The sequence below is a fragment of the Pseudomonas sputi genome, assembly GCF_021603585.1.
GTDB classification, from domain to species: Bacteria; Pseudomonadota; Gammaproteobacteria; order Pseudomonadales; family Pseudomonadaceae; genus Aquipseudomonas; species Aquipseudomonas sputi.
This window is the reverse complement of record NZ_BQHI01000044.1, coordinates 12345-30957: the sequence shown is the minus strand read 5'-3', so window position 1 is coordinate 30957 and position 18613 is coordinate 12345. Positions and strand designations below refer to the sequence as shown.

The 18613-nt window shown below is 59.2% G+C and carries 14 protein-coding genes; 11 read left to right on the top strand and 3 right to left on the bottom strand.

Annotated elements, in window-relative coordinates:
• The 11 genes from L6D81_RS28640 to L6D81_RS28590 all read left to right on the top strand — a co-directional run.
• Window positions 1–204 (top strand): hypothetical protein (locus L6D81_RS28640; RefSeq protein ID WP_236182905.1); only part of this gene is annotated, 204 nt, incomplete at its 5' end.
• 663 nt (window positions 205–867) lie between these two features.
• Window positions 868–2469, top strand: a complete 1602-nt coding sequence (locus tag L6D81_RS28635; protein ID WP_236182904.1) for an ABC transporter substrate-binding protein — start codon at window positions 868–870, stop codon at window positions 2467–2469.
• 260 nt (window positions 2470–2729) lie between these two features.
• Complete coding sequence (locus L6D81_RS28630; protein WP_236182903.1) at window positions 2730–4355, top strand: ABC transporter substrate-binding protein; 1626 nt, start codon at window positions 2730–2732, stop codon at window positions 4353–4355.
• Window positions 4356–4653: 298 nt separating this feature from the next.
• Complete coding sequence (locus tag L6D81_RS28625; protein WP_236182902.1) at window positions 4654–6252, top strand: ABC transporter substrate-binding protein; 1599 nt, start codon at window positions 4654–4656, stop codon at window positions 6250–6252.
• A 177-nt stretch (window positions 6253–6429) separates the two neighbouring features.
• Entirely contained in the window at window positions 6430–7845 is a 1416-nt protein-coding gene (locus L6D81_RS28620) for an OprD family porin (RefSeq protein WP_236182901.1), read from the top strand.
• Window positions 7846–7923: 78 nt separating this feature from the next.
• On the top strand, window positions 7924–9519 hold the full coding sequence (locus L6D81_RS28615; RefSeq protein ID WP_236182900.1) for an ABC transporter substrate-binding protein: 1596 nt from the start codon (window positions 7924–7926) through the stop codon (window positions 9517–9519).
• Window positions 9520–9593: 74 nt separating this feature from the next.
• Window positions 9594–10604 (top strand): ABC transporter permease subunit, encoded by a 1011-nt coding sequence (locus L6D81_RS28610; RefSeq protein WP_192559771.1) that lies wholly within the window; start codon window positions 9594–9596, stop codon window positions 10602–10604.
• An 11-nt stretch (window positions 10605–10615) separates the two neighbouring features.
• Complete coding sequence (locus L6D81_RS28605) at window positions 10616–11542, top strand: ABC transporter permease subunit (protein ID WP_236182899.1); 927 nt, start codon at window positions 10616–10618, stop codon at window positions 11540–11542.
• A gap of 10 nt (window positions 11543–11552) precedes the next feature.
• Window positions 11553–12521: an ABC transporter ATP-binding protein gene (locus tag L6D81_RS28600; RefSeq protein ID WP_064382563.1), complete on the top strand. Its 969-nt coding sequence runs from the start codon at window positions 11553–11555 to the stop codon at window positions 12519–12521.
• A complete protein-coding gene (locus L6D81_RS28595; protein WP_007953682.1) occupies window positions 12521–13501 on the top strand; it encodes a peptide ABC transporter ATP-binding protein in 981 nt (326 codons plus the stop codon). Before L6D81_RS28600 ends, L6D81_RS28595 begins: the two co-directional genes overlap by 1 nt.
• A gap of 301 nt (window positions 13502–13802) precedes the next feature.
• Window positions 13803–14900: an ATP synthase beta subunit C-terminal domain-containing protein gene (locus L6D81_RS28590; protein ID WP_236182898.1), complete on the top strand. Its 1098-nt coding sequence runs from the start codon at window positions 13803–13805 to the stop codon at window positions 14898–14900.
• A gap of 97 nt (window positions 14901–14997) precedes the next feature.
• On the opposite strand, the gene L6D81_RS28585 is transcribed toward L6D81_RS28590, so the two are convergent.
• From L6D81_RS28585 to L6D81_RS28575, 3 genes are all read right to left on the bottom strand, one after another.
• On the bottom strand, window positions 14998–15258 hold the full coding sequence (locus tag L6D81_RS28585; RefSeq protein WP_064593354.1) for a hypothetical protein: 261 nt from the start codon (window positions 15256–15258) through the stop codon (window positions 14998–15000).
• Between the two features lie 160 nt (window positions 15259–15418).
• Window positions 15419–16627 (bottom strand): MFS transporter, encoded by a 1209-nt coding sequence (locus L6D81_RS28580; RefSeq protein ID WP_236182897.1) that lies wholly within the window; start codon window positions 16625–16627, stop codon window positions 15419–15421.
• 127 nt (window positions 16628–16754) lie between these two features.
• Complete coding sequence (locus L6D81_RS28575; RefSeq protein ID WP_236182896.1) at window positions 16755–18344, bottom strand: peptide chain release factor 3; 1590 nt, start codon at window positions 18342–18344, stop codon at window positions 16755–16757.
• Window positions 18345–18613: the final 269 nt, after the last annotated feature.

Here is an 18613-nt window from a genome sequence, read left to right as displayed (position 1 = left end):
TCTGTGAATTGCTCAAGCAGCTCTTTCGGGATTTTTGGCAGCTCTCGCAACGCGGGTTTCTTTTTGGTTGGCATACATGCACCTCTTACTCATGTTATGCCCGAACACAAAATTTCTGACACCCCCCCGCACACAGCCGCCATAAATCAATTACAGGCAGCAAGAATGCTGGCGGCAATTATGGTCGGACTGACGTTTGAATAACACTCGCTTGCCTGGGTTCTCACACCCAATCACAGAGTTTTCTGCGACAACCAAAGACTAGAGACCGTGCTTCCGACGGACAACCTGAAAACCTTGTGGGAAGGTTCGGTGAATCCAACACATCTTTAAACATCCGAAAATGGAACGCGGAGCGTCCCGGGCTGCATTCCCACGCGGCGCGTGGGAACGATCAAACAGTCCGCAGTTGCTTCCCGCTTCCCGCTTCCCACCACTCAACACGATGAGCGTTAGCTCGAGTAAAGCTCTTGATCTTTTGGCGACGTCGGAAGGCTGAGTGGAGGGATTTATCCGGGGGTGGGAGCGCAGCGACCGTTTGGCGAAGCCAAACACATCGAGAGGAGGTGCAGCGAAGCAAACCGTAGGCGATGCCCCCCGGATGAATCCCGGAGCGAAGGAACCCCGAGCCTCAGCGAGCGGGCCGAACGCAGGAGCAAGCGTTTTTGGTTACTTTTTAGGCGTTTGTAAAAAGTGACCCGCCGTCAGGGCGGAACCCCAAGTGGCCGTTACCGCAGCAACGGATATGTACACAATCAGCCCAGATATACCGAGATAGACGCACCCCCTCAAAAAACGATATTTCCGAACACCCCCAAATCCCCGCTAACCTCAAGGAATAACCACCTAAAGACCCACGGGCCACACATGCAAAGATCCACCCTGAAACCACTCCTGATCACCCTGGCCCTGACCGCCATAACCCCAATCGCCAACGCAGCAACGACCCTGGTGTATTGCTCCGAAGCCAGCCCCGCCGGCTTCGACCCCAGCCAATACACCAGCGGCACCGACTTCGACGCCTCCGCCGAAACCGTCTTCAACCGCCTCACCCAATTCAAACGCGGCGGCACCGAAGTCGAACCCGGTCTGGCAACCCACTGGGACGTCAGCCCGGACGGGCTCCAATACACCTTCCACCTGCGCCAAGGCGTGAAATTCCACACAACGGAATACTTCACCCCGACCCGAACCTTCAACGCCGACGACGTCCTCTTCACCTTCCAGCGCCTGCTCGACCCGGAGAACGCTTTTCGCAAGGCCTACCCCGCGGAATCCCCGTACTTCACCGACATGGGCCTGAACACCACGATCAAATCCGTGGAAAAACTCGACGAAAACACCGTGCGCTTCAACCTGAACAACGTCGACGCCGCCTTCGTGCAAAACCTCGCCATGAGCTTCGCCTCGGTGCAATCGGCCGAATACGCCGCCCAACTGCTGAAGGAAGGCAAAGCCGCCGACCTCAACCAGAAACCGGTCGGCACCGGCCCGTTCGTGTTCAAGCGCTATCAGAAGGACGCGCAGATCCGCTACGCGGCGAACAAGGACTACTGGAAACCCGAGGACGTGAAGCTCGACAACCTGGTGTTCTCGATCACCCCGGACGCCGCTGTACGCCTGCAAAAGCTCAAGACCGGCGAATGCCAGGTCAGCGGCTACCCGCGCCCGGCCGACATCGAAGTGATGGAAAAAGACCCGAATTTGCGGGTGTTGAAGCAGGCCGGTTTCAACCTCGGTTTCCTCGCCTACAACACCACCCATCCGCCGCTGGATCAGCTCAAAGTGCGCCAGGCACTCGATATGGCCATCGACAAACCGGCGATCATCAAGGCGGTTTACCAGAGTGCCGGGCAGTTGGCGCAAAACGCCTTGCCTCCCGCGCAATGGTCGTTCGATCCAGACATTAAAGACGCGCCGCACGACCCTGCAAAAGCCAGGGCGCTACTCAAGGAAGCCGGGGTTGCACCGGGTACAACCATCAACCTCTGGGCCATGACCGTGCAGCGCGCTTCGAACCCGAATGCGCGGATGTCGGCACAAATGATCCAGCAGGATTGGGAGAAGATCGGCATCAAGGCCAACATCGTCAGCTATGAATGGGGTGAGTACATCAAGCGTGCCAAGAACGGCGAACATGACGCGATGATCTACGGCTGGACCGGCGATAACGGCGATCCGGACAACTGGCTGGGGGTGCTTTACAGCTGCGCGGCGGTGAAAGGCAGCAACTACGCCAAGTGGTGCGAACCTGCCTACGACAAGCTGGTGCAGCAGGCCAAGGTATCCACCGATAAATCGCAACGGGTAAAACTGTATCAACAGGCGCAACTGATCCTGAAACAGCAGGTGCCGATCACGCCGATCGCCAACTCCACGGTGTTCCAGCCACTGCGCAAGGAAGTCACCGACTTCAAGATCAGTCCGTTCGGTCTAACCCCCTTCTATGGTGTGGGTATAAATAAGTAACACCCGGCCCCAATCCGGCGCGAATCACGCAGGTAGCGCACCGTTTTGGGGCTTCATTTGCACCGAAAAAACCAGTCGCAAACGGTCAAATGCGTCAGAAGTTATACGGATGCGACATTAAGGTACGTTCGTGCCACGCTTTGACGCCACCAGGCGCTCTGGATCTTGCATTGGGTATGGGCCCTGCATAAGTATCCGCAGGCACGACTCACGAGGTCGTACCTCACAACTAAAAAATGACAACAAATCATGAGGCCAACATGCTTAAACACGCGGTCATTCCGTTTTTAGTCGGCGCAGGCTTGTTAGCCTCCGCACCTTTCGCCACCGCTGCGACTAACCTGGTGTTCTGCTCTGAAGGCAGCCCGGCCGGTTTCGATCCAGGCCAGTACACCACCGGAACCGACTTCGACGCCTCCGCCGAAACCATGTTCAACCGTCTGACCCAGTTCGAGCGTGGCGGTACCGCCGTGATTCCTGGGCTGGCGACCAAGTGGGACATTTCGGATGACGGCCTGACTTACACCTTCCACCTGCGCGAAGGCGTCAAGTTCCACACCACCCCGTATTTCAAGCCGACTCGTGAGTTCAACGCCGACGACGTGCTGTTCACCTTCAATCGCATGATTAACAAGGATGACCCGTTCCGTAAGGCGTACCCGACCGAATTCCCGTACTTCACCGACATGGGGATGGACACCAACATCACCAAGATCGATAAAGTCGACGACCACACTGTCAAGTTCACTCTGAAAGAAGTCGACGCCGCGTTCATCCAGAACATGGCCATGAGCTTCGCGTCGATCCAGTCCGCCGAGTACGCAGCCCAGCTGCTGAAGGAAGGCAAGGCTGCCGACATCAACCAGAAGCCGATCGGCACTGGCCCGTTCGTGTTCAAGAGCTACCAGAAAGACTCCAACATCCGCTACACCGGCAACAAGGATTACTGGAAGCCTGAAGACGTGAAGATCGACAACCTGATCTTCGCCATCACCACCGACCCGTCGGTACGTATCCAGAAGCTGAAAAAGAACGAGTGCCAGGTCACCCTGTTCCCGCGTCCGGCTGATCTGAAAGCGCTGAAAGAAGACAAAGCGCTGAAGATGCCTGACCAGGCTGGCTTCAACCTGGGCTACATCGCCTACAACGTGATGGACAAGATCAAGGGCAGCGACGAGAAAAACCCGCTGGCCGACCTGCGCGTTCGCCAGGCACTGGACATGGCTGTGAACAAACCACAGATCATTGATTCGGTTTACCAGGGCGCCGGCCAACTGGCCGTCAACGCCATGCCGCCGACCCAGTGGTCCTACGACACCACCATCAAGGACGCCAAGTACGATCCTGAGAAAGCCAAAGAGCTGCTCAAGGAAGCCGGCGTCAAGGAAGGCACCGAAATCGTCCTGTGGGCGATGCCGGTGCAGCGTCCGTACAACCCGAACGCCAAGCTGATGGCCGAAATGCTCCAGTCCGACTGGAAGAAGATCGGCCTGAACGTGAAGATTCAAAGCTACGAATGGGGCGAGTACATCAAGCGCTCCAAGGGTGGCGAGAACCAGGCGATGATCATTGGCTGGAGCGGTGACAATGGTGATCCGGACAACTGGCTCAACGTGTTGTTTGGTTGCGACTCCCTGAGCGGCAACAACTTCTCCAAATGGTGCGACAAGAAATTCGACGGCCTCGTGAAAGAAGCCAAGCGCACCACTGACCAGGCCAAGCGCACCGAACTCTACAAAGAGGCGCAGCACGTCCTCAAAGATGCAGTCCCTATGACACCTATCGCTCACTCGACGGTGTATCAACCCATGCGCGCCAACGTGCAGGACTTCAAGATCAGCCCATTCGGCTTGAACTCCTTCTACGGCGTCAGCGTCAGCAAATAAAAAGACAGCGGCGACGTTTTCAGCGTCGCCGCTATTTTTTTGCCGAGAAGTAAGGAATTTGCCTACAGGCTTTTCCAGCCCGTCTGACCGGGATGGTTTAGGACGTGTCGCCTTTTCCTACGAGTCTTTAGGACTCAGCGCATTTACTGCCAGACCCACGGCCCCTACCGTCGGGTTCTGACCAGTGACTGCGTGGGCTTTCGGTTTTGCTGTTCGTTTCGGTTTGAGCTCAATGCAGCCACAACGTCCCTGGACGGGATCGCGGCGCATTGAAAAACACTAAAAAAGAGGGAGCGTCATGCGCCATACCTTGGTTTTTTCCGCATTGCTGGGCGCCGGCCTGTTGGCCGCCACGTCCGCCAGTTTCGCCGCCAGCGACAGCCTGGTGTTCTGCTCAGAAGGCAGTCCGGCCGGTTTCGATACCGCGCAGTACACGACGGCAACCGATAACGACGCCGCCGAACCGCTGTACAACCGGCTGGTCGAGTTCGAAAAAGGCGCGACCAATGTCGTACCGGGCCTCGCAACCAGCTGGGATATTTCCGAGGACGGCCTCAAGTACACCTTTCACCTGCGTGAAGGGGTGAAATTTCATACAACGCCGTACTTCAAACCTACACGCGATTTCAACGCCGACGACGTGCTGTTCACGTTTAACCGCATGCTCGATCCGCAACAGCCTTTCCGTAAGGCTTATCCGACCGAGTTCCCGTATTTCAACGGGATGAGCCTCAACAAGAACATTGCCAAGGTCGAGAAGACCGGGCCGCTGACCGTGCAGTTCACGCTCAACAGCGTCGACGCCGCGTTCATCCAGAACATCGCCATGAGCTTCGCCGCCATCCTGTCCGCCGAGTACGCCGACAAACTGCTGGCCGAAGGCAAGCCGAGCGACATCAACCAGAAGCCGATCGGCACTGGCCCCTTCGTGTTCAAGAGCTACCAGAAAGACTCGAACATCCGTTACACCGGCAACCCGCAGTACTGGGATCCGAGCCGGGTGAAGCTGAAGAACCTGATTTTCGCGATCAATACCGACGCTTCGGTGCGTGTGCAGAAGCTCAAGGCCGGCGAATGCCAGGTCACCCTGCACCCGCGTCCGGCCGATGTGCCGGCACTGAAGAACGACCCGAAACTGCAATTGATCGAGAAGCCAGGTTTCAACCTCGGCTACATCGCCTACAACGTGCGCCACAAGCCGTTCGACCAGCTCGAAGTGCGTCAGGCGCTGGACATGGCGGTGAATAAACAGGGGATTCTCAACGCTGTTTATCAAGGCGCCGGTCAACTGGCCGTCAACGCCATGCCGCCGACCCAATGGTCCTATGACGACACCATCAAGGACGCCGCCTACAACCCGGAAAAAGCCAAAGAGCTGCTCAAGGCTGCCGGCGTCAAGGAAGGCACCGAGATCACCCTGTGGGCGATGCCGGTACAACGTCCGTACAACCCGAACGCCAAACTGATGGCCGAAATGCTCCAGGCCGACTGGGCCAAGATCGGTCTGAAAGTGAAGATCGTCAGCTACGAATGGGGCGAGTACATCAAGCGCACCAAGAATGGCGAACACGACATCAGCCTGATCGGCTGGACCGGTGACAACGGGGATCCGGACAACTGGCTCGGCACGCTCTACAGCTGCGACGCCATCGGCGGCAACAACTACTCCATGTGGTGCGATCCGGCTTACGACAAGCTGATCAAGCAGGCCAAGGTCGTCACCGACCGCGACCAGCGCACCGTGCTCTACAAACAGGCCCAGCAACTGCTCAAGCAGCAAGTGCCGATCACGCCTGTCGCCCACTCGACGGTCAACCAGCCGCTGAGCGCCAAAGTCGAAGGGTTCAAGGTGAGCCCGTTCGGTCGCAACGTGTTTTCGGGTGTCAGCATCGATTAAACAAAAAACCGATTAGCCGCAATGCTGAGGGGGCCGTCTACCCCCTCACGCAAGCGCTTTGCCGAAATTCGCCAATCAGGCCTTTTGCAAACGTTTGCGATGTGTGAACGAGTTCTAAACCAATAACCGGCCAACCCAAAAAAGCCGGCATAAAAAGAAAGTAAAGGAGCTTCACCCATGAAACTTAGCAATACCGCTATATTGGCCCTGGCCATCAGCAGTATCACCGCCACGGCTTACGCGGAAACCCAAAGCCAGGCGTTCACCCCGGTGACCGTCAACGAGAAGAGCGCCCAGGCTGAAGCCACCGGTTTTCTCGAAGGTCAGTCGATCACCGGCTCGACCCGTAACTGGTACGCCAACGAGCAACTGAAGCGCGGCGGCAAATTCACCTACCGCAAGGATGGCGTGGCCACCCCGACCGACCGCCGTATCAACTGGGTGCAAGGCACCATCGTCAAGTACAACTCGGGCTTCACCGAAGGCACCGTCGGTTTCAGCACCGAAGTGGCGGCGTACAACGCCATCGCGCTGGAGCGTGACCGCGAGAACCTGGCGTCCAACAACGGCGGCGCACCGGGCACCCGTCCAGGCGCGGGCAACAACCGTACCCTGACCCGTGAAGGCGGCGAAGCCCAGGGCCAGTGGAGCAAAGTCGGCCTGGCCAACGTCAAGGCGCGCATCTCCAACACCACCCTGACCGCCGGCCGCATGAACTTCAGCAGCCCGCAGGTTGACGTGATCGGCAACCGTCCGCTGCCATCGAGCTTCGAAGGTATCGCGATCCACAGCGAAGAACTGAACAACCTGTCCTTCGACCTGGCCTCGTTCGATCGCGTGTCGCCGCGTACCGAAGAAAGCCTGAGCAAATTCCGCTCCGAATACGGCGCGATCGATGCCGAAGCCGACCATGTTCACACCGGCGGTATCTCGTACCAGCCGTTCGCCAGCCTGACCACCAGCCTGTGGGGCACCCAGGCCGAAGACCTCTGGAACCAGTACTACTTCGGCGCCACCCACGTGCTGGGTGACAGCTCGGTGCTGGCCCTGACCACCGGCCTGAACTACTACAAGACCGTGGACGAAGGTAAGAAAAAACTGGGTGAAATCGACAACGACACTTACTCCCTGTCGTTCGGCCTGACTCACCAGGCGCATACCCTGACTTTCTCCTACCAGGAAGTGAACGGTAACGAGTACTTCGACTACCTGCATGAAACCAACGGCATCTACCTGGCCAACTCCCTGCTGTCGGACTTCAACGGCCCGAACGAGAAATCCTTCCAGGTGGCCTACGGTCTGAACATGGCCGAATATGGCGTGCCAGGCCTGAAGTTCAACATCTACCAGGCCCGCGGCTGGGGCATCGACGGTACTCACTACAAAGGTGGCGGCTACGATGGCGTGCAGTCGATGGACGGCGAGCACCACTACGAATACGGCATCGGTGCCACTTATGCCGTACAGAGCGGTCCGCTGAAAGCGACCACCGTTCGTGCGACCTACACCGCGCACCGCGCCAGCGAAAACCAGGCTGACGGCAGCATCAACGAGTTCCGTCTGGTGACCACCGTTCCATTCAACATCCTGTAAAAACGCCAGCCGACGGCTGACTCAGTGACGAGTTGGCCGTTCGGTTTTTTGTCTTCAACCGATTGCAGAGGGTTCTTGATGAAAATGCTTCCCCTACGTGCGGCCATCGCGGCTGCGTTGCTGAGTGTCGCTGTCGGCGTCTCGGCCAAACCCTTGGTGGTCTGCACCGAAGCCAGTCCGGAAGGCTTCGATATAGTCCAGTACACGACTGCAGTCACAGCCGATGCGGCAGCTGAAACGGTCTTCAACCGTCTGGCGGACTTCAAGCCCGGCACCACCGAAGTGATTCCGGCGCTGGCCGAGTCCTGGGACATCAGCGAAGACGGCCTGACGTACACGTTCCACCTGCGCAAAGGCGTCAAGTTTCACACCACCGAATACTTCAAGCCGACCCGCGACATGAACGCCGACGACGTGGTCTGGAGTTTCCAGCGTCAGCTGGACCCGAATCACCCATGGCACAAGCTGTCGAGCGTGGGCTTCCCGTACTTTGAAAGCATGGGCTTCAAGGAATTGCTCAAAAGCGTCGAGAAAGTCGACGACAACACCGTCAAGTTCACCCTGACCCGCCGCGAAGCGCCGTTCCTGGCCGACATCGCCATGGCGTTCTCCTCGATCTATTCGGCCGAATACGCCGACCAGTTGCTCAAGGCCAACAAGACCGGCGACCTGAACAGCAAACCGGTTGGCACCGGGCCTTTCATCTTCCAGCGCTACAACAAGGACGCTCAGGTGCGCTTCAAGGCCAACCCGGACTATTTCCGCGGCAAGCCGCCGGCCGATGCGCTGATCCTGGCGATTGCCACCGACAACAACGTGCGCCTGCAGAAGCTCAAGGCCAACGAGTGCCAGATCGCGCTGTACCCGAAACCGGATGACATCCCGAGCATCAAGAAAGACAGCAACCTGAAAGTCGACGAACTGGATGCGATGACCGTCTCGTACGTCGCCATGAACACCCAGCACAAGTACATCAGCGACGTGCGGGTGCGCAAGGCGATCGACATCGCGTTCGACAAGGAAGCCTACGTCAACGCTCTGTTCGGCAAAGGCAACGCGACCGTTGCGGTCAACCCGTACCCGCCGACCCTGCTGGGCTACAACCACGACCTGAAAAACCCGCCACGTGACCTCGACAAGGCCCGCGCCCTGCTCAAGGAAGCCGGTGTACCGGACGGCACCACCTTCACCCTGTTCACCCGCAACGGTGGCGGCCCGACCAACCCGAACCCGATGCTCGGCGCGCAGATGATGCAGGCTGACCTGGCCAAAGTCGGGATCAAGATCGACATCCGCGTGATGGAATGGGGCGAGATGCTCAAACGCGCCAAGGCCGGCGAGCACGACATGGTCTCGGCCGGATGGGCGGGCGACAACGGCGACCCGGATAACTTCCTGACGCCTATGCTCAGTTGCGAAGCCGCCAAGAACGGCGAAAACTACGCGCGCTGGTGCAACGAGAAATTCCAGGCCCTGCTCGACGAAGCACGGGCTAAAGTAGATCCGGCCGAACGCGCCAGGCTGTATGAACAAGCCCAGGTGCTGTTCAATCAGGATCAACCGTGGATCAGCATGGCCCACACCCGCATGTTCACCGCAATGCGCAACAACGTAGAGGGTTATCACATCAGCCCTCTGACAACCAATAACTTCGCCACCACCCAGGTGAAGTAGAGAAGAAAACTCCCGGTTTCCCTGACCCCAGGGAAACCGGGCACGCCTAACCGGCTGATGAGGTACCACACACGATGTTTAGTTTTATTGCCCGCCGACTGGGGTTGTTGATCCCCACGTTTTTCGGCATCACCTTGCTGACTTTCGCGTTGATTCGCATGATTCCCGGCGACCCCGTGGAAGTGATGATGGGCGAACGTCGGGTCGACCCCGAAATGCACGCTCAGGCAATGGAACGCCTCGGTCTGAACAAACCGCTGTACGCCCAGTACCTGGACTACGTCGGCAAACTGGCCCACGGCGATCTCGGCGAATCCCTGCGCACCCGTGAGAGCGTATGGACCGAGTTCACCTCCCTCTTCCCGGCGACCCTGGAACTGTCCATGGCCGCCCTGCTGTTCGCCGGCATCCTGGGCCTTCTGGCCGGGGTGATCGCAGCCCTCAAGCGAGGATCCCTGTTCGACCACGGGGTGATGGGCATCTCCCTCGCGGGTTACTCGATGCCGATTTTCTGGTGGGGCCTGATCCTCATCATGTTCTTCTCGGTAAGCCTGGGCTGGACCCCGGTGTCCGGGCGGATCGACCTGCTCTACGACATCGAGCCGCGCACCGGTTTCATGCTGATCGACACCCTGCTGGCCGATGACATGGGCGCCTTCCTCGATGCCCTGCACCACCTGATCCTGCCGGCCATCGTGCTGGGCACCATTCCGCTGGCGGTGATCGCGCGGATGACCCGTTCGTCGATGCTCGAAGTACTGCGTGAAGACTACATCCGTACCGCCAAGGCCAAAGGCCTGTCGCCGTCGCGCGTGGTGTTCGTGCACGGCCTGCGCAACGCGCTGATTCCGGTACTCACTGTTGTCGGTCTGCAAGTCGGCACCCTGCTGGCCGGTGCGGTCCTGACCGAGACCATCTTCTCCTGGCCCGGCATCGGTAAATGGCTGATCGAAGCCATCGGCGCCCGGGACTACCCGGTTGTGCAAAACGGCATCCTGTTAATCGCCTGCCTGGTGATTCTGGTCAACTTCGTGGTGGACATCCTCTACGGCTTTGCCAACCCACGCATCCGTCATCAGCGCTGAGGTCAATACCCATGAGCACTCCAACTTCCTCAGTAGTCACCGCTGCCACCGCCGTGGATCAAAGTCTGCTGTACCCGTCACCGTACAAAGAGTTCTGGCAGGCCTTTGCCAAGAACAAGGGCGCCGTCGCCGGCCTGCTGTTCATGCTGCTGGTGATTTTCTGCGCGATCTTCGCGCCGTGGGTCGCCCCGCATAACCCGAGCGAGCAATACCGCGACTTCCTGCTGACGCCACCGGTGTGGCTCGAAGGCGGGCAGATGCAATTTCTGCTCGGCACCGATGAACTGGGTCGCGACCTGCTGTCGCGTCTGATCCAGGGTTCGCGCCTGTCGCTGCTGATCGGTTTGTCGTCGGTGGTGATGTCGCTGATCCCGGGGATCCTGCTGGGTCTGCTCGCCGGTTTCTTCCCGAAAGTGGTCGGCCCGACCATCATGCGTCTGATGGACATCATGCTGGCCCTGCCGTCGCTGCTGCTGGCCGTGGCGATCGTCGCCATCCTCGGCCCTGGCCTGATCAATACCGTGATCGCGATTGCCGTGGTGTCCTTGCCGTCCTACGTACGTCTGACCCGTGCCGCCGTGATGGGCGAACTGAACCGCGACTACGTGACCGCCGCGCGCCTGGCCGGTGCCGGTCTGCCACGCCTGATGTTCATCACCGTGCTGCCGAACTGCATGGCACCGCTGATCGTTCAGGCGACCCTGAGCTTCTCCTCGGCGATCCTCGATGCCGCCGCCCTGGGCTTCCTCGGCCTTGGCGTCCAGCCGCCAACCCCTGAGTGGGGCACCATGCTGGCTTCGGCCCGCGACTACATCGAACGCGCCTGGTGGGTGGTGAGTCTGCCTGGTTTGACCATTTTGCTCAGCGTGCTGGCAATCAACTTGATGGGCGACGGCCTGCGCGACGCGCTGGACCCGAAACTCAAGAACGCCGCCTGAGGAGATTCCCATGTCACTGTTAGAAATCAAGAATCTCAACGTTCGCTTCGGCGACAAGAATGCCACCCCGGTCGTCGACGGCCTCGACCTGAAAGTCGACAAGGGCGAAGTCCTGGCGATCGTGGGCGAGTCGGGGTCCGGCAAGTCCGTGACCATGATGGCGCTGATGGGCCTGATCGAGCACCCGGGGATCGTCACCGCCGACGCCCTGAGCTTCGACGGCAAGAACATGCTCAAGCTGAACAACCGCCAGCGTCGGCAGATCGTCGGCAAAGACCTGGCGATGGTGTTCCAGGATCCGATGACCGCGCTCAACCCGAGCTACACCGTCGGTTTCCAGATCGAAGAAGTGCTGCGCCTGCACCTGAAAATGTCCGGCAAGCAAGCGCGCAAGCGGGCAATCGAACTGCTGGAAAAAGTCGAAATCCCGGGCGCCGCCAGCCGTATGGACGCCTACCCGCATCAACTGTCCGGCGGTATGAGCCAGCGTGTGGCAATTGCCATGGCAATTGCCGGCGAGCCGAAGCTGCTGATCGCCGACGAGCCGACCACCGCACTCGACGTAACGATTCAGGCGCAGATCATGGACCTGCTGCTGGCGTTGCAGAAAGAGCAGAACATGGGTCTGGTGCTGATCACCCACGACCTCGCCGTCGTGGCCGAAACCGCCCAGCGCGTGTGCGTGATGTACGCCGGTCAAGCCGTTGAAGTCGGTCAGGTGCCGCAACTGTTCGACATCCCGGCCCACCCGTACAGCGAAGCGCTGCTCAAGGCGATTCCGGAACACAGCCAGGGTGCCGAGCGTCTGGCCACCCTGCCGGGCATCGTTCCCGGCCGTTACGACCGCCCGCAAGGCTGCCTGCTGTCGCCGCGCTGCCCGTACGTGCAGGACAGCTGCCGCGCGCAGCGTCCGACCCTTGACCCGAAAAGCCACAGCCTCGCCCGCTGCTTCTATCCGCTGAACCAGGAGGTGGCGTAATGGCCGTCGTACTTACCGCCCGCGACCTGACCCGTCACTACGAAGTCTCCCGTGGTCTGTTCAAGGGCCACGCCACCGTGCGCGCCCTCAACGGCGTGTCGTTCGAGCTGGAAGCCGGCAAGACCCTCGCCGTCGTCGGTGAATCGGGCTGCGGCAAATCCACCCTAGCCCGCGCCCTGACCCTGATCGAGGAGCCGTCATCCGGCTCCCTGAAAATCGCCGGGCAAGAAGTGGCCGGCGCCGACAAGGCTCAGCGCAAGCAACTGCGCAAAGACGTGCAGATGGTGTTCCAGAGCCCATACGCCTCGTTGAACCCACGGCAGAAAATCGGTGATCAACTGGCCGAGCCACTGCTGATCAACACCAACCTGTCGGCCGCCGAACGTCGCGAGAAAGTCCAGGCGATGATGAAGCAGGTCGGCTTGCGTCCCGAGCACTACCAGCGTTATCCGCACATGTTCTCCGGCGGCCAGCGTCAACGTATCGCCCTGGCCCGCGCCATGATGCTGCAACCGAAAGTGCTGGTGGCGGACGAACCGACCTCGGCGCTGGACGTGTCGATCCAGGCGCAGGTGCTGAACCTGTTCATGGACATGCAGCAGGAGTTCAACACCGGTTACGTGTTCATCTCGCACAACCTGGCGGTGGTGCAGCACGTGGCCGATGACGTGATGGTGATGTACCTCGGTCGGCCGGTGGAAATCGGTCCGAAACACGACATCTACGCCCGTCCTCTGCACCCGTACACCCAGGCCCTGTTGTCGGCGACCCCGACCATCCATCCGGATCCGGACAAGCCGAAAATCAAGATCGTCGGCGAGTTGCCCAACCCGCTGAACCCGCCGCCTGGCTGCGCGTTCCACAAGCGCTGCCCGTACGCCACCGCGCGTTGCAGCAGCGAAGAGCCAGCCCTGCGCCAGCTCGACACGCGTCAGGTTGCCTGCCATTACGCCGAGCAGTTCCTCGACGGCGCGGCCTGAAAAAACCCGCCCCGTTTCCCGGGGCGGGTTGTTGATGATGTTGACCAAACCCCTTCTGCCTCGATTGCGCATCAATCGAGACAGAAGGGGTTTTCTTTTGTCTGGTGTTTGCATCGGGCTGACGCCGTGCCATTGGATATTCGGTACCGTGACCGAAAATTCCAGGGCTATCGCGCAACGGTCTAAACAACTGTCAGATGTGACAGGTGCTCGATAGAGAGAGGCAGCTTATGGTTTCACGTACTCAGGACACGTGACGCAGCTTTCAATCTCTCTATTGTTGGATCTGGAGTATCAGGCGATGAACGATGAACAAAAATCGAAAATCGGTAGTGGCGTCCTCGGCCGGGTGATTGGCTCAAAAAGCGAACCACTGGATGGAAAGGGACCGATCGCCGTGACATCTGGCGAGAAGTCGGGCGACACGCAGGTGTTGGAAACCGGCGTCAAGGCCATCGATCTCCTCTGCCCTATCCGCAGGGGCGCCAAGATCGGGTTATTCGGGGGGGCCGGGGTTGGCAAGACTGTATTGATAATGGAACTGATCAATAACGTTGCAAATTCTGGTATGGCAGTAGTGTACGTGCCGGAAACCCCTGCTGACGGTGCACGTATGGCTTCACGCAATGTGGGCGTGGTTCAGACTGAAGAGAGCGCCTCACAGGAAGACTATTTAGATGCAGTCAAGACCGCAGTTAGCGTAGCCACGAACCTACGTGACGAAGGTCGCGACGTTCTGCTGGCAATCGATGACTACTTCCGATTCACCCAGGCCCGTAGCGAACTCTCCAATCTGCTCAGCCGAATACCTTCGGTAACGGGTTACCAGCCGACCCTTGCAACAACCTGGGACAGCATGCGAGAACGGGCGGGATCGATAACTTCTGTACAAGCCATCTCCACATCTGCGGAGGGCTTGAGCGACCCGGGGTCGGCGCCCCCCCTCCATGGCGTCTCGATCTGTCTGTCCTCGAGGCTCGCCTCCGACAATATCTTTCCAGCGGTAGATGCACTGGACTCGACTTCAAGTCTGCTGAACCCGAACGTGGTCGGCAAAGAGCACTACGACATCGCTCGCCGCACTCGAGACTTGCTGGCGCAATACAAATCACTGCAAAACATCATTGCAGTACTGGGTATGGACGAACTATCGGAAGAAGACAAGCAGACAGTTAAACGCGCTCGTAAACTCCGGAATTTTCTGACGCAGCCTCTCTCCACTGCTGAGAGCCTCACTGGAATTACGGGTAAACACGTTTCCCTGAAAGACACCCTTGCTGGCTGCAACAGCATTCTCAACGGTAATTGCGACCACCTGCCGGAACAAGCGTTCTTTCTGGTCGGAAACATAAACGAAGCGCTCGTGAAAGCCAAAACGCTTGCAATACAGCCACGCTGAACACACAGAGAAAACAAAATGGCGAAGCTCCGCGCTTCGCCTTTTCTCAACACGTCCATCTGAAACTCGAATGCGTAGAAATGTGCCCGTCAGCACACTACGTCTGGCTGTCTCCTTCATCCGGATCATCGGAGTCCGGCTCGTCGGTGGTCGAGTCGTCATCGTCGGCGCTGCCCCCCTGGCCCTGATCGCCCGGCTCGGACTCGGACTTGGCCAGCATCAGCGCGCTGTGCCCCACCTGCCCGCTGGACGCCTGGGTATCGTGATCCTCGCACTCGGCCCAGGCCGTCGCGGTGCCGAGAGACAGCATCACCATCACTTTCAACAGCAGCAAAATCCGTAGCAACCTGCTTTTCATAGCCGAGTCCATCCTGTTCCAGGTGAGAAATTCATGCTGACCTGACGCTGATGGAAATCTAGTTCCGATCCGCCGGGTTCACCAGATAGGACGCTGCCCCATGCCCGAAAATGCCATGCGTGGACAGACCGCTTTCGAATAACGCCCATAACCGGATCGGCTAAGCATTTGCGCATTGCGTGGTTCGAATACGGGTGGCCTGATAAATCAGCGGTACTGACAGCGAGGCCAGCACGGCACTCGCCAGCCAGACACTGTGGCCACCAAACTGGCCGTAGAGCTGCCCCCCCAGCACCGGCGACAACAGCGAACTCGCACTCCAGGCCATGAAGAACAGGCCGAAGTAACGGCCGCTTTTTCCGGTTTGTGCATGCTGCATGACCAGCACGTTCAACGGTGGCATGAACAACGCCTCCCCCAGCGTCCAGATGACTGTCGAGAGACAGGCATAAAACAAGCCGGAACCCAGCGGCAACATGCCGAGTCCGACCGCCAGCAGCACACAACCGGCGATCAATGGCCGACGCGCGCCCCAGCGTTCCCCCCAGTGCGACATGGGAATCTGCAGCGCTACCACCAGAATCGCGTTGATCGCGAACTGCCAGCCGATGGCCTCGGTGCTCAAACGGTAATAGTCGCGAAGATAGTTGCCCAAGGTGCTGTAGATCGTGTCGAACGCCATGCCAAGAAGGACGGTCGCCGCCAGCAACCAGAGAAATGGTTTGTCGCGATAGGGAAGGCCCGAACTCGATTGCGCCTGGGGCGCCTCGTCAGCGATCAGCACCGGCCGGCGCCAGGTCGTGCGGATGAACCAGAGCAGCGCCAGCAGCGTGAGCCCGGCACTGATGAAAAACACCCAGCGAAAATCCACCTGTGCCAGAACACCGCCCGCTACACCGGCAGCGGCCATCCCGAGGTTCCGGGCGATGCGACTCAAGGCCTGCGCCCGTGGGCGCTGCGCAACCTCGCAATACTCCATGATCAGTCGCTGATGCAGAGTGCGAATCGCGCCATCGAGAGTGCCGCTGAGCAACAGCAACCCGGCCAGCAACGGCACTTGCGTAACCAGACCCAGCAAGACCAGAACCCACGCAGAGACAAAGAACAGCGCCGCCGTCAGGCGCGCCGTGCGGACGTGGTCACTGAGCCATCCGCCGAGCATCGAGCCGATCAGCAGACCACCGCCATAGGCCGACAGCAGCCAGCCGACGGTTTCAATCGCCAGCCCCAGCTCCTGGCGCAAATACAACGCCATGAACAGCTTGACCATGCTGCTCAGGCGATTAATGAAGAGCAACGCCGCCAGCACCCAGGCCATCAGGCTGAAATAACCATTGGGCCGAAGCAGATAAGCGAGCCTCCCTGTCATTCGATCGCTCCCTTATTGATCGGACCAGATGCACAGCGCCCGACTTGAATGAGTTCGCATACTTAATCAACACGCAAAAAAAACCCACTGTTATATCAGTGGGCTTTCGGGTGTCGCCAATCAGCGCTTAGTGGTGCTCACGGGTCGCACGGAATTTCACGTCCGGCCAGCGCTCTTCCATCAGGGCCAGGTTGACCCGCGTCGGCGCGAGGTAGGTCAGGTGACCGCCGCCGTCCAGTGCCAGGTTTTCCACGGCCTTGTTGGAGAATTCCTCGAGCTTCTTCTTGTCGCTGCATTCGATCCAGCGCGCGGAGTACACGGTAATCGGCTCGTAGGAGCACTCGACCTTGTATTCCTCTTTCAGGCGGCTGGCGACCACATCGAACTGCAGCACACCGACGGCGCCGAGGATGATGTCGTTGCTGCGTTCCGGGAAGAACACCTGGGTCGCCCCTTCTTCAGCTAGCTGCTGCAGGCCCTGGCGCAGTTGCTTGGATTTCAGCGGGTCGCGCAGGCGTACACGGCGGAACAGTTCCGGGGCGAAGTGCGGGATGCCGGTGAAGCCCAGGGTTTCGCCTTCGCTGAAGGTGTCACCGATCTGGATCGTGCCGTGGTTGTGCAGACCGATGATGTCGCCGGCGTACGCTTCTTCCAGTTGTTCACGCTCGGACGAGAAGAACGTCAGGGCGTCGCCGATGCGCACGTCCTTGCCGGTGCGCACGTGGCGCATCTTCATGCCTTTTTCGTACTTGCCGGAGCAGATCCGCATGAAGGCAATACGGTCGCGGTGTTTCGGGTCCATGTTCGCCTGGATCTTGAAGATGAAGCCCGAGAACTTCTCTTCCACCGGCTCCACGGTGCGCTCGTTGGCCACACGCGGCAGCGGACGCGGGGCCCAGTCAACCACGGCGTCGAGCACATGGTCGACTCCGAAGTTGCCCAGTGCGGTACCGAAGAACACCGGGGTCAGTTGCCCGTCGATGAACTCCTGCTGGTTGAACTCGTGGCAGGCGCCCTGCACCAGTTCCAGCTGTTCGAGGAAACGCTCGTACTCGTCGCCCAGGTGTGCGCGGGCTTCGTCGGAGTCGAGCTTCTCGATGATCTTGGTTTCGGTGCGTTCATGACCATGACCGGCGGTGTAGACGATGATGTAGTCGTCCGCCAGGTGGTACACGCCCTTGAAGTCGCGGTAGCAACCGATCGGCCAGGTAATCGGCGCCGCCTTGATCTTCAGGACGGCTTCGATTTCGTCGAGCAGTTCGATCGGGTCGCGGATGTCACGGTCGAGTTTGTTGATGAAGCTGACGATCGGCGTGTCACGCAGACGGCAGACGTCCATCAGGGCAATCGTACGTGGCTCTACACCTTTACCGCCGTCGAGGACCATCAAGGCCGAGTCCACCGCGGTCAGGGTACGGTAGGTGTCTTCGGAGAAGTCTTCGTGGCCCGGGGTGTCGAGCAGGTTGATCATGTGTTCGCGATACGGGAACTGCATGACCGACGTGGTGATCGAGATGCCCCGCTGCTTTTCCATCTCCATCCAGTCGGATGTCGCGTGGCGGTCGGATTTACGGGATTTCACCGTACCGGCCACGGCAATCGCCTTGCCCATCAGCAAGAGCTTTTCGGTGATGGTGGTTTTACCGGCATCGGGGTGGGAAATAATGGCGAAAGTGCGTCTGGCGTTGACTTCATTGACAATTTTACTATCGGACATCGCTTAAAATCTCGATTGTGTACGCTGATATGTACACAGTTAAAAAAGTACCTTTGGCCGATTGCAAAGGCCAACACAGAGAACCGCGCATTGTAACAAATGGCGGCCAGGAGTGCCCGGTACGATGGCATCCCTACCGATGAGCGCAGGATCCATAGGCCAATCCCCCAAGGTAAGCCGCTCTCCGGAGTCCCTAAACCCGCATCACTCCTTCCGAACGCGCCCTAAGCAGCCGATGGACAGGCTGATGGCAAATAGGTAGCTTCGAC

Coding starts and splice junctions, on each gene's coding strand:
- L6D81_RS28605 (WP_236182899.1), top strand. CDS start 10,616: ATGAGCACTCCAACTTCCTCAGTAGTCACCGCTGCCACCGCCGTGGAT.
- L6D81_RS28635 (WP_236182904.1), top strand. CDS start 868: ATGCAAAGATCCACCCTGAAACCACTCCTGATCACCCTGGCCCTGACC.
- L6D81_RS28610 (WP_192559771.1), top strand. CDS start 9,594: ATGTTTAGTTTTATTGCCCGCCGACTGGGGTTGTTGATCCCCACGTTT.
- L6D81_RS28620 (WP_236182901.1), top strand. CDS start 6,430: ATGAAACTTAGCAATACCGCTATATTGGCCCTGGCCATCAGCAGTATC.
- L6D81_RS28585 (WP_064593354.1), bottom strand. CDS start 15,258: ATGAAAAGCAGGTTGCTACGGATTTTGCTGCTGTTGAAAGTGATGGTG.
- L6D81_RS28590 (WP_236182898.1), top strand. CDS start 13,803: ATGAACGATGAACAAAAATCGAAAATCGGTAGTGGCGTCCTCGGCCGG.
- L6D81_RS28600 (WP_064382563.1), top strand. CDS start 11,553: ATGTCACTGTTAGAAATCAAGAATCTCAACGTTCGCTTCGGCGACAAG.
- L6D81_RS28625 (WP_236182902.1), top strand. CDS start 4,654: ATGCGCCATACCTTGGTTTTTTCCGCATTGCTGGGCGCCGGCCTGTTG.
- L6D81_RS28595 (WP_007953682.1), top strand. CDS start 12,521: ATGGCCGTCGTACTTACCGCCCGCGACCTGACCCGTCACTACGAAGTC.
- L6D81_RS28580 (WP_236182897.1), bottom strand. CDS start 16,627: ATGACAGGGAGGCTCGCTTATCTGCTTCGGCCCAATGGTTATTTCAGC.
- L6D81_RS28575 (WP_236182896.1), bottom strand. CDS start 18,344: ATGTCCGATAGTAAAATTGTCAATGAAGTCAACGCCAGACGCACTTTC.
- L6D81_RS28630 (WP_236182903.1), top strand. CDS start 2,730: ATGCTTAAACACGCGGTCATTCCGTTTTTAGTCGGCGCAGGCTTGTTA.
- L6D81_RS28615 (WP_236182900.1), top strand. CDS start 7,924: ATGAAAATGCTTCCCCTACGTGCGGCCATCGCGGCTGCGTTGCTGAGT.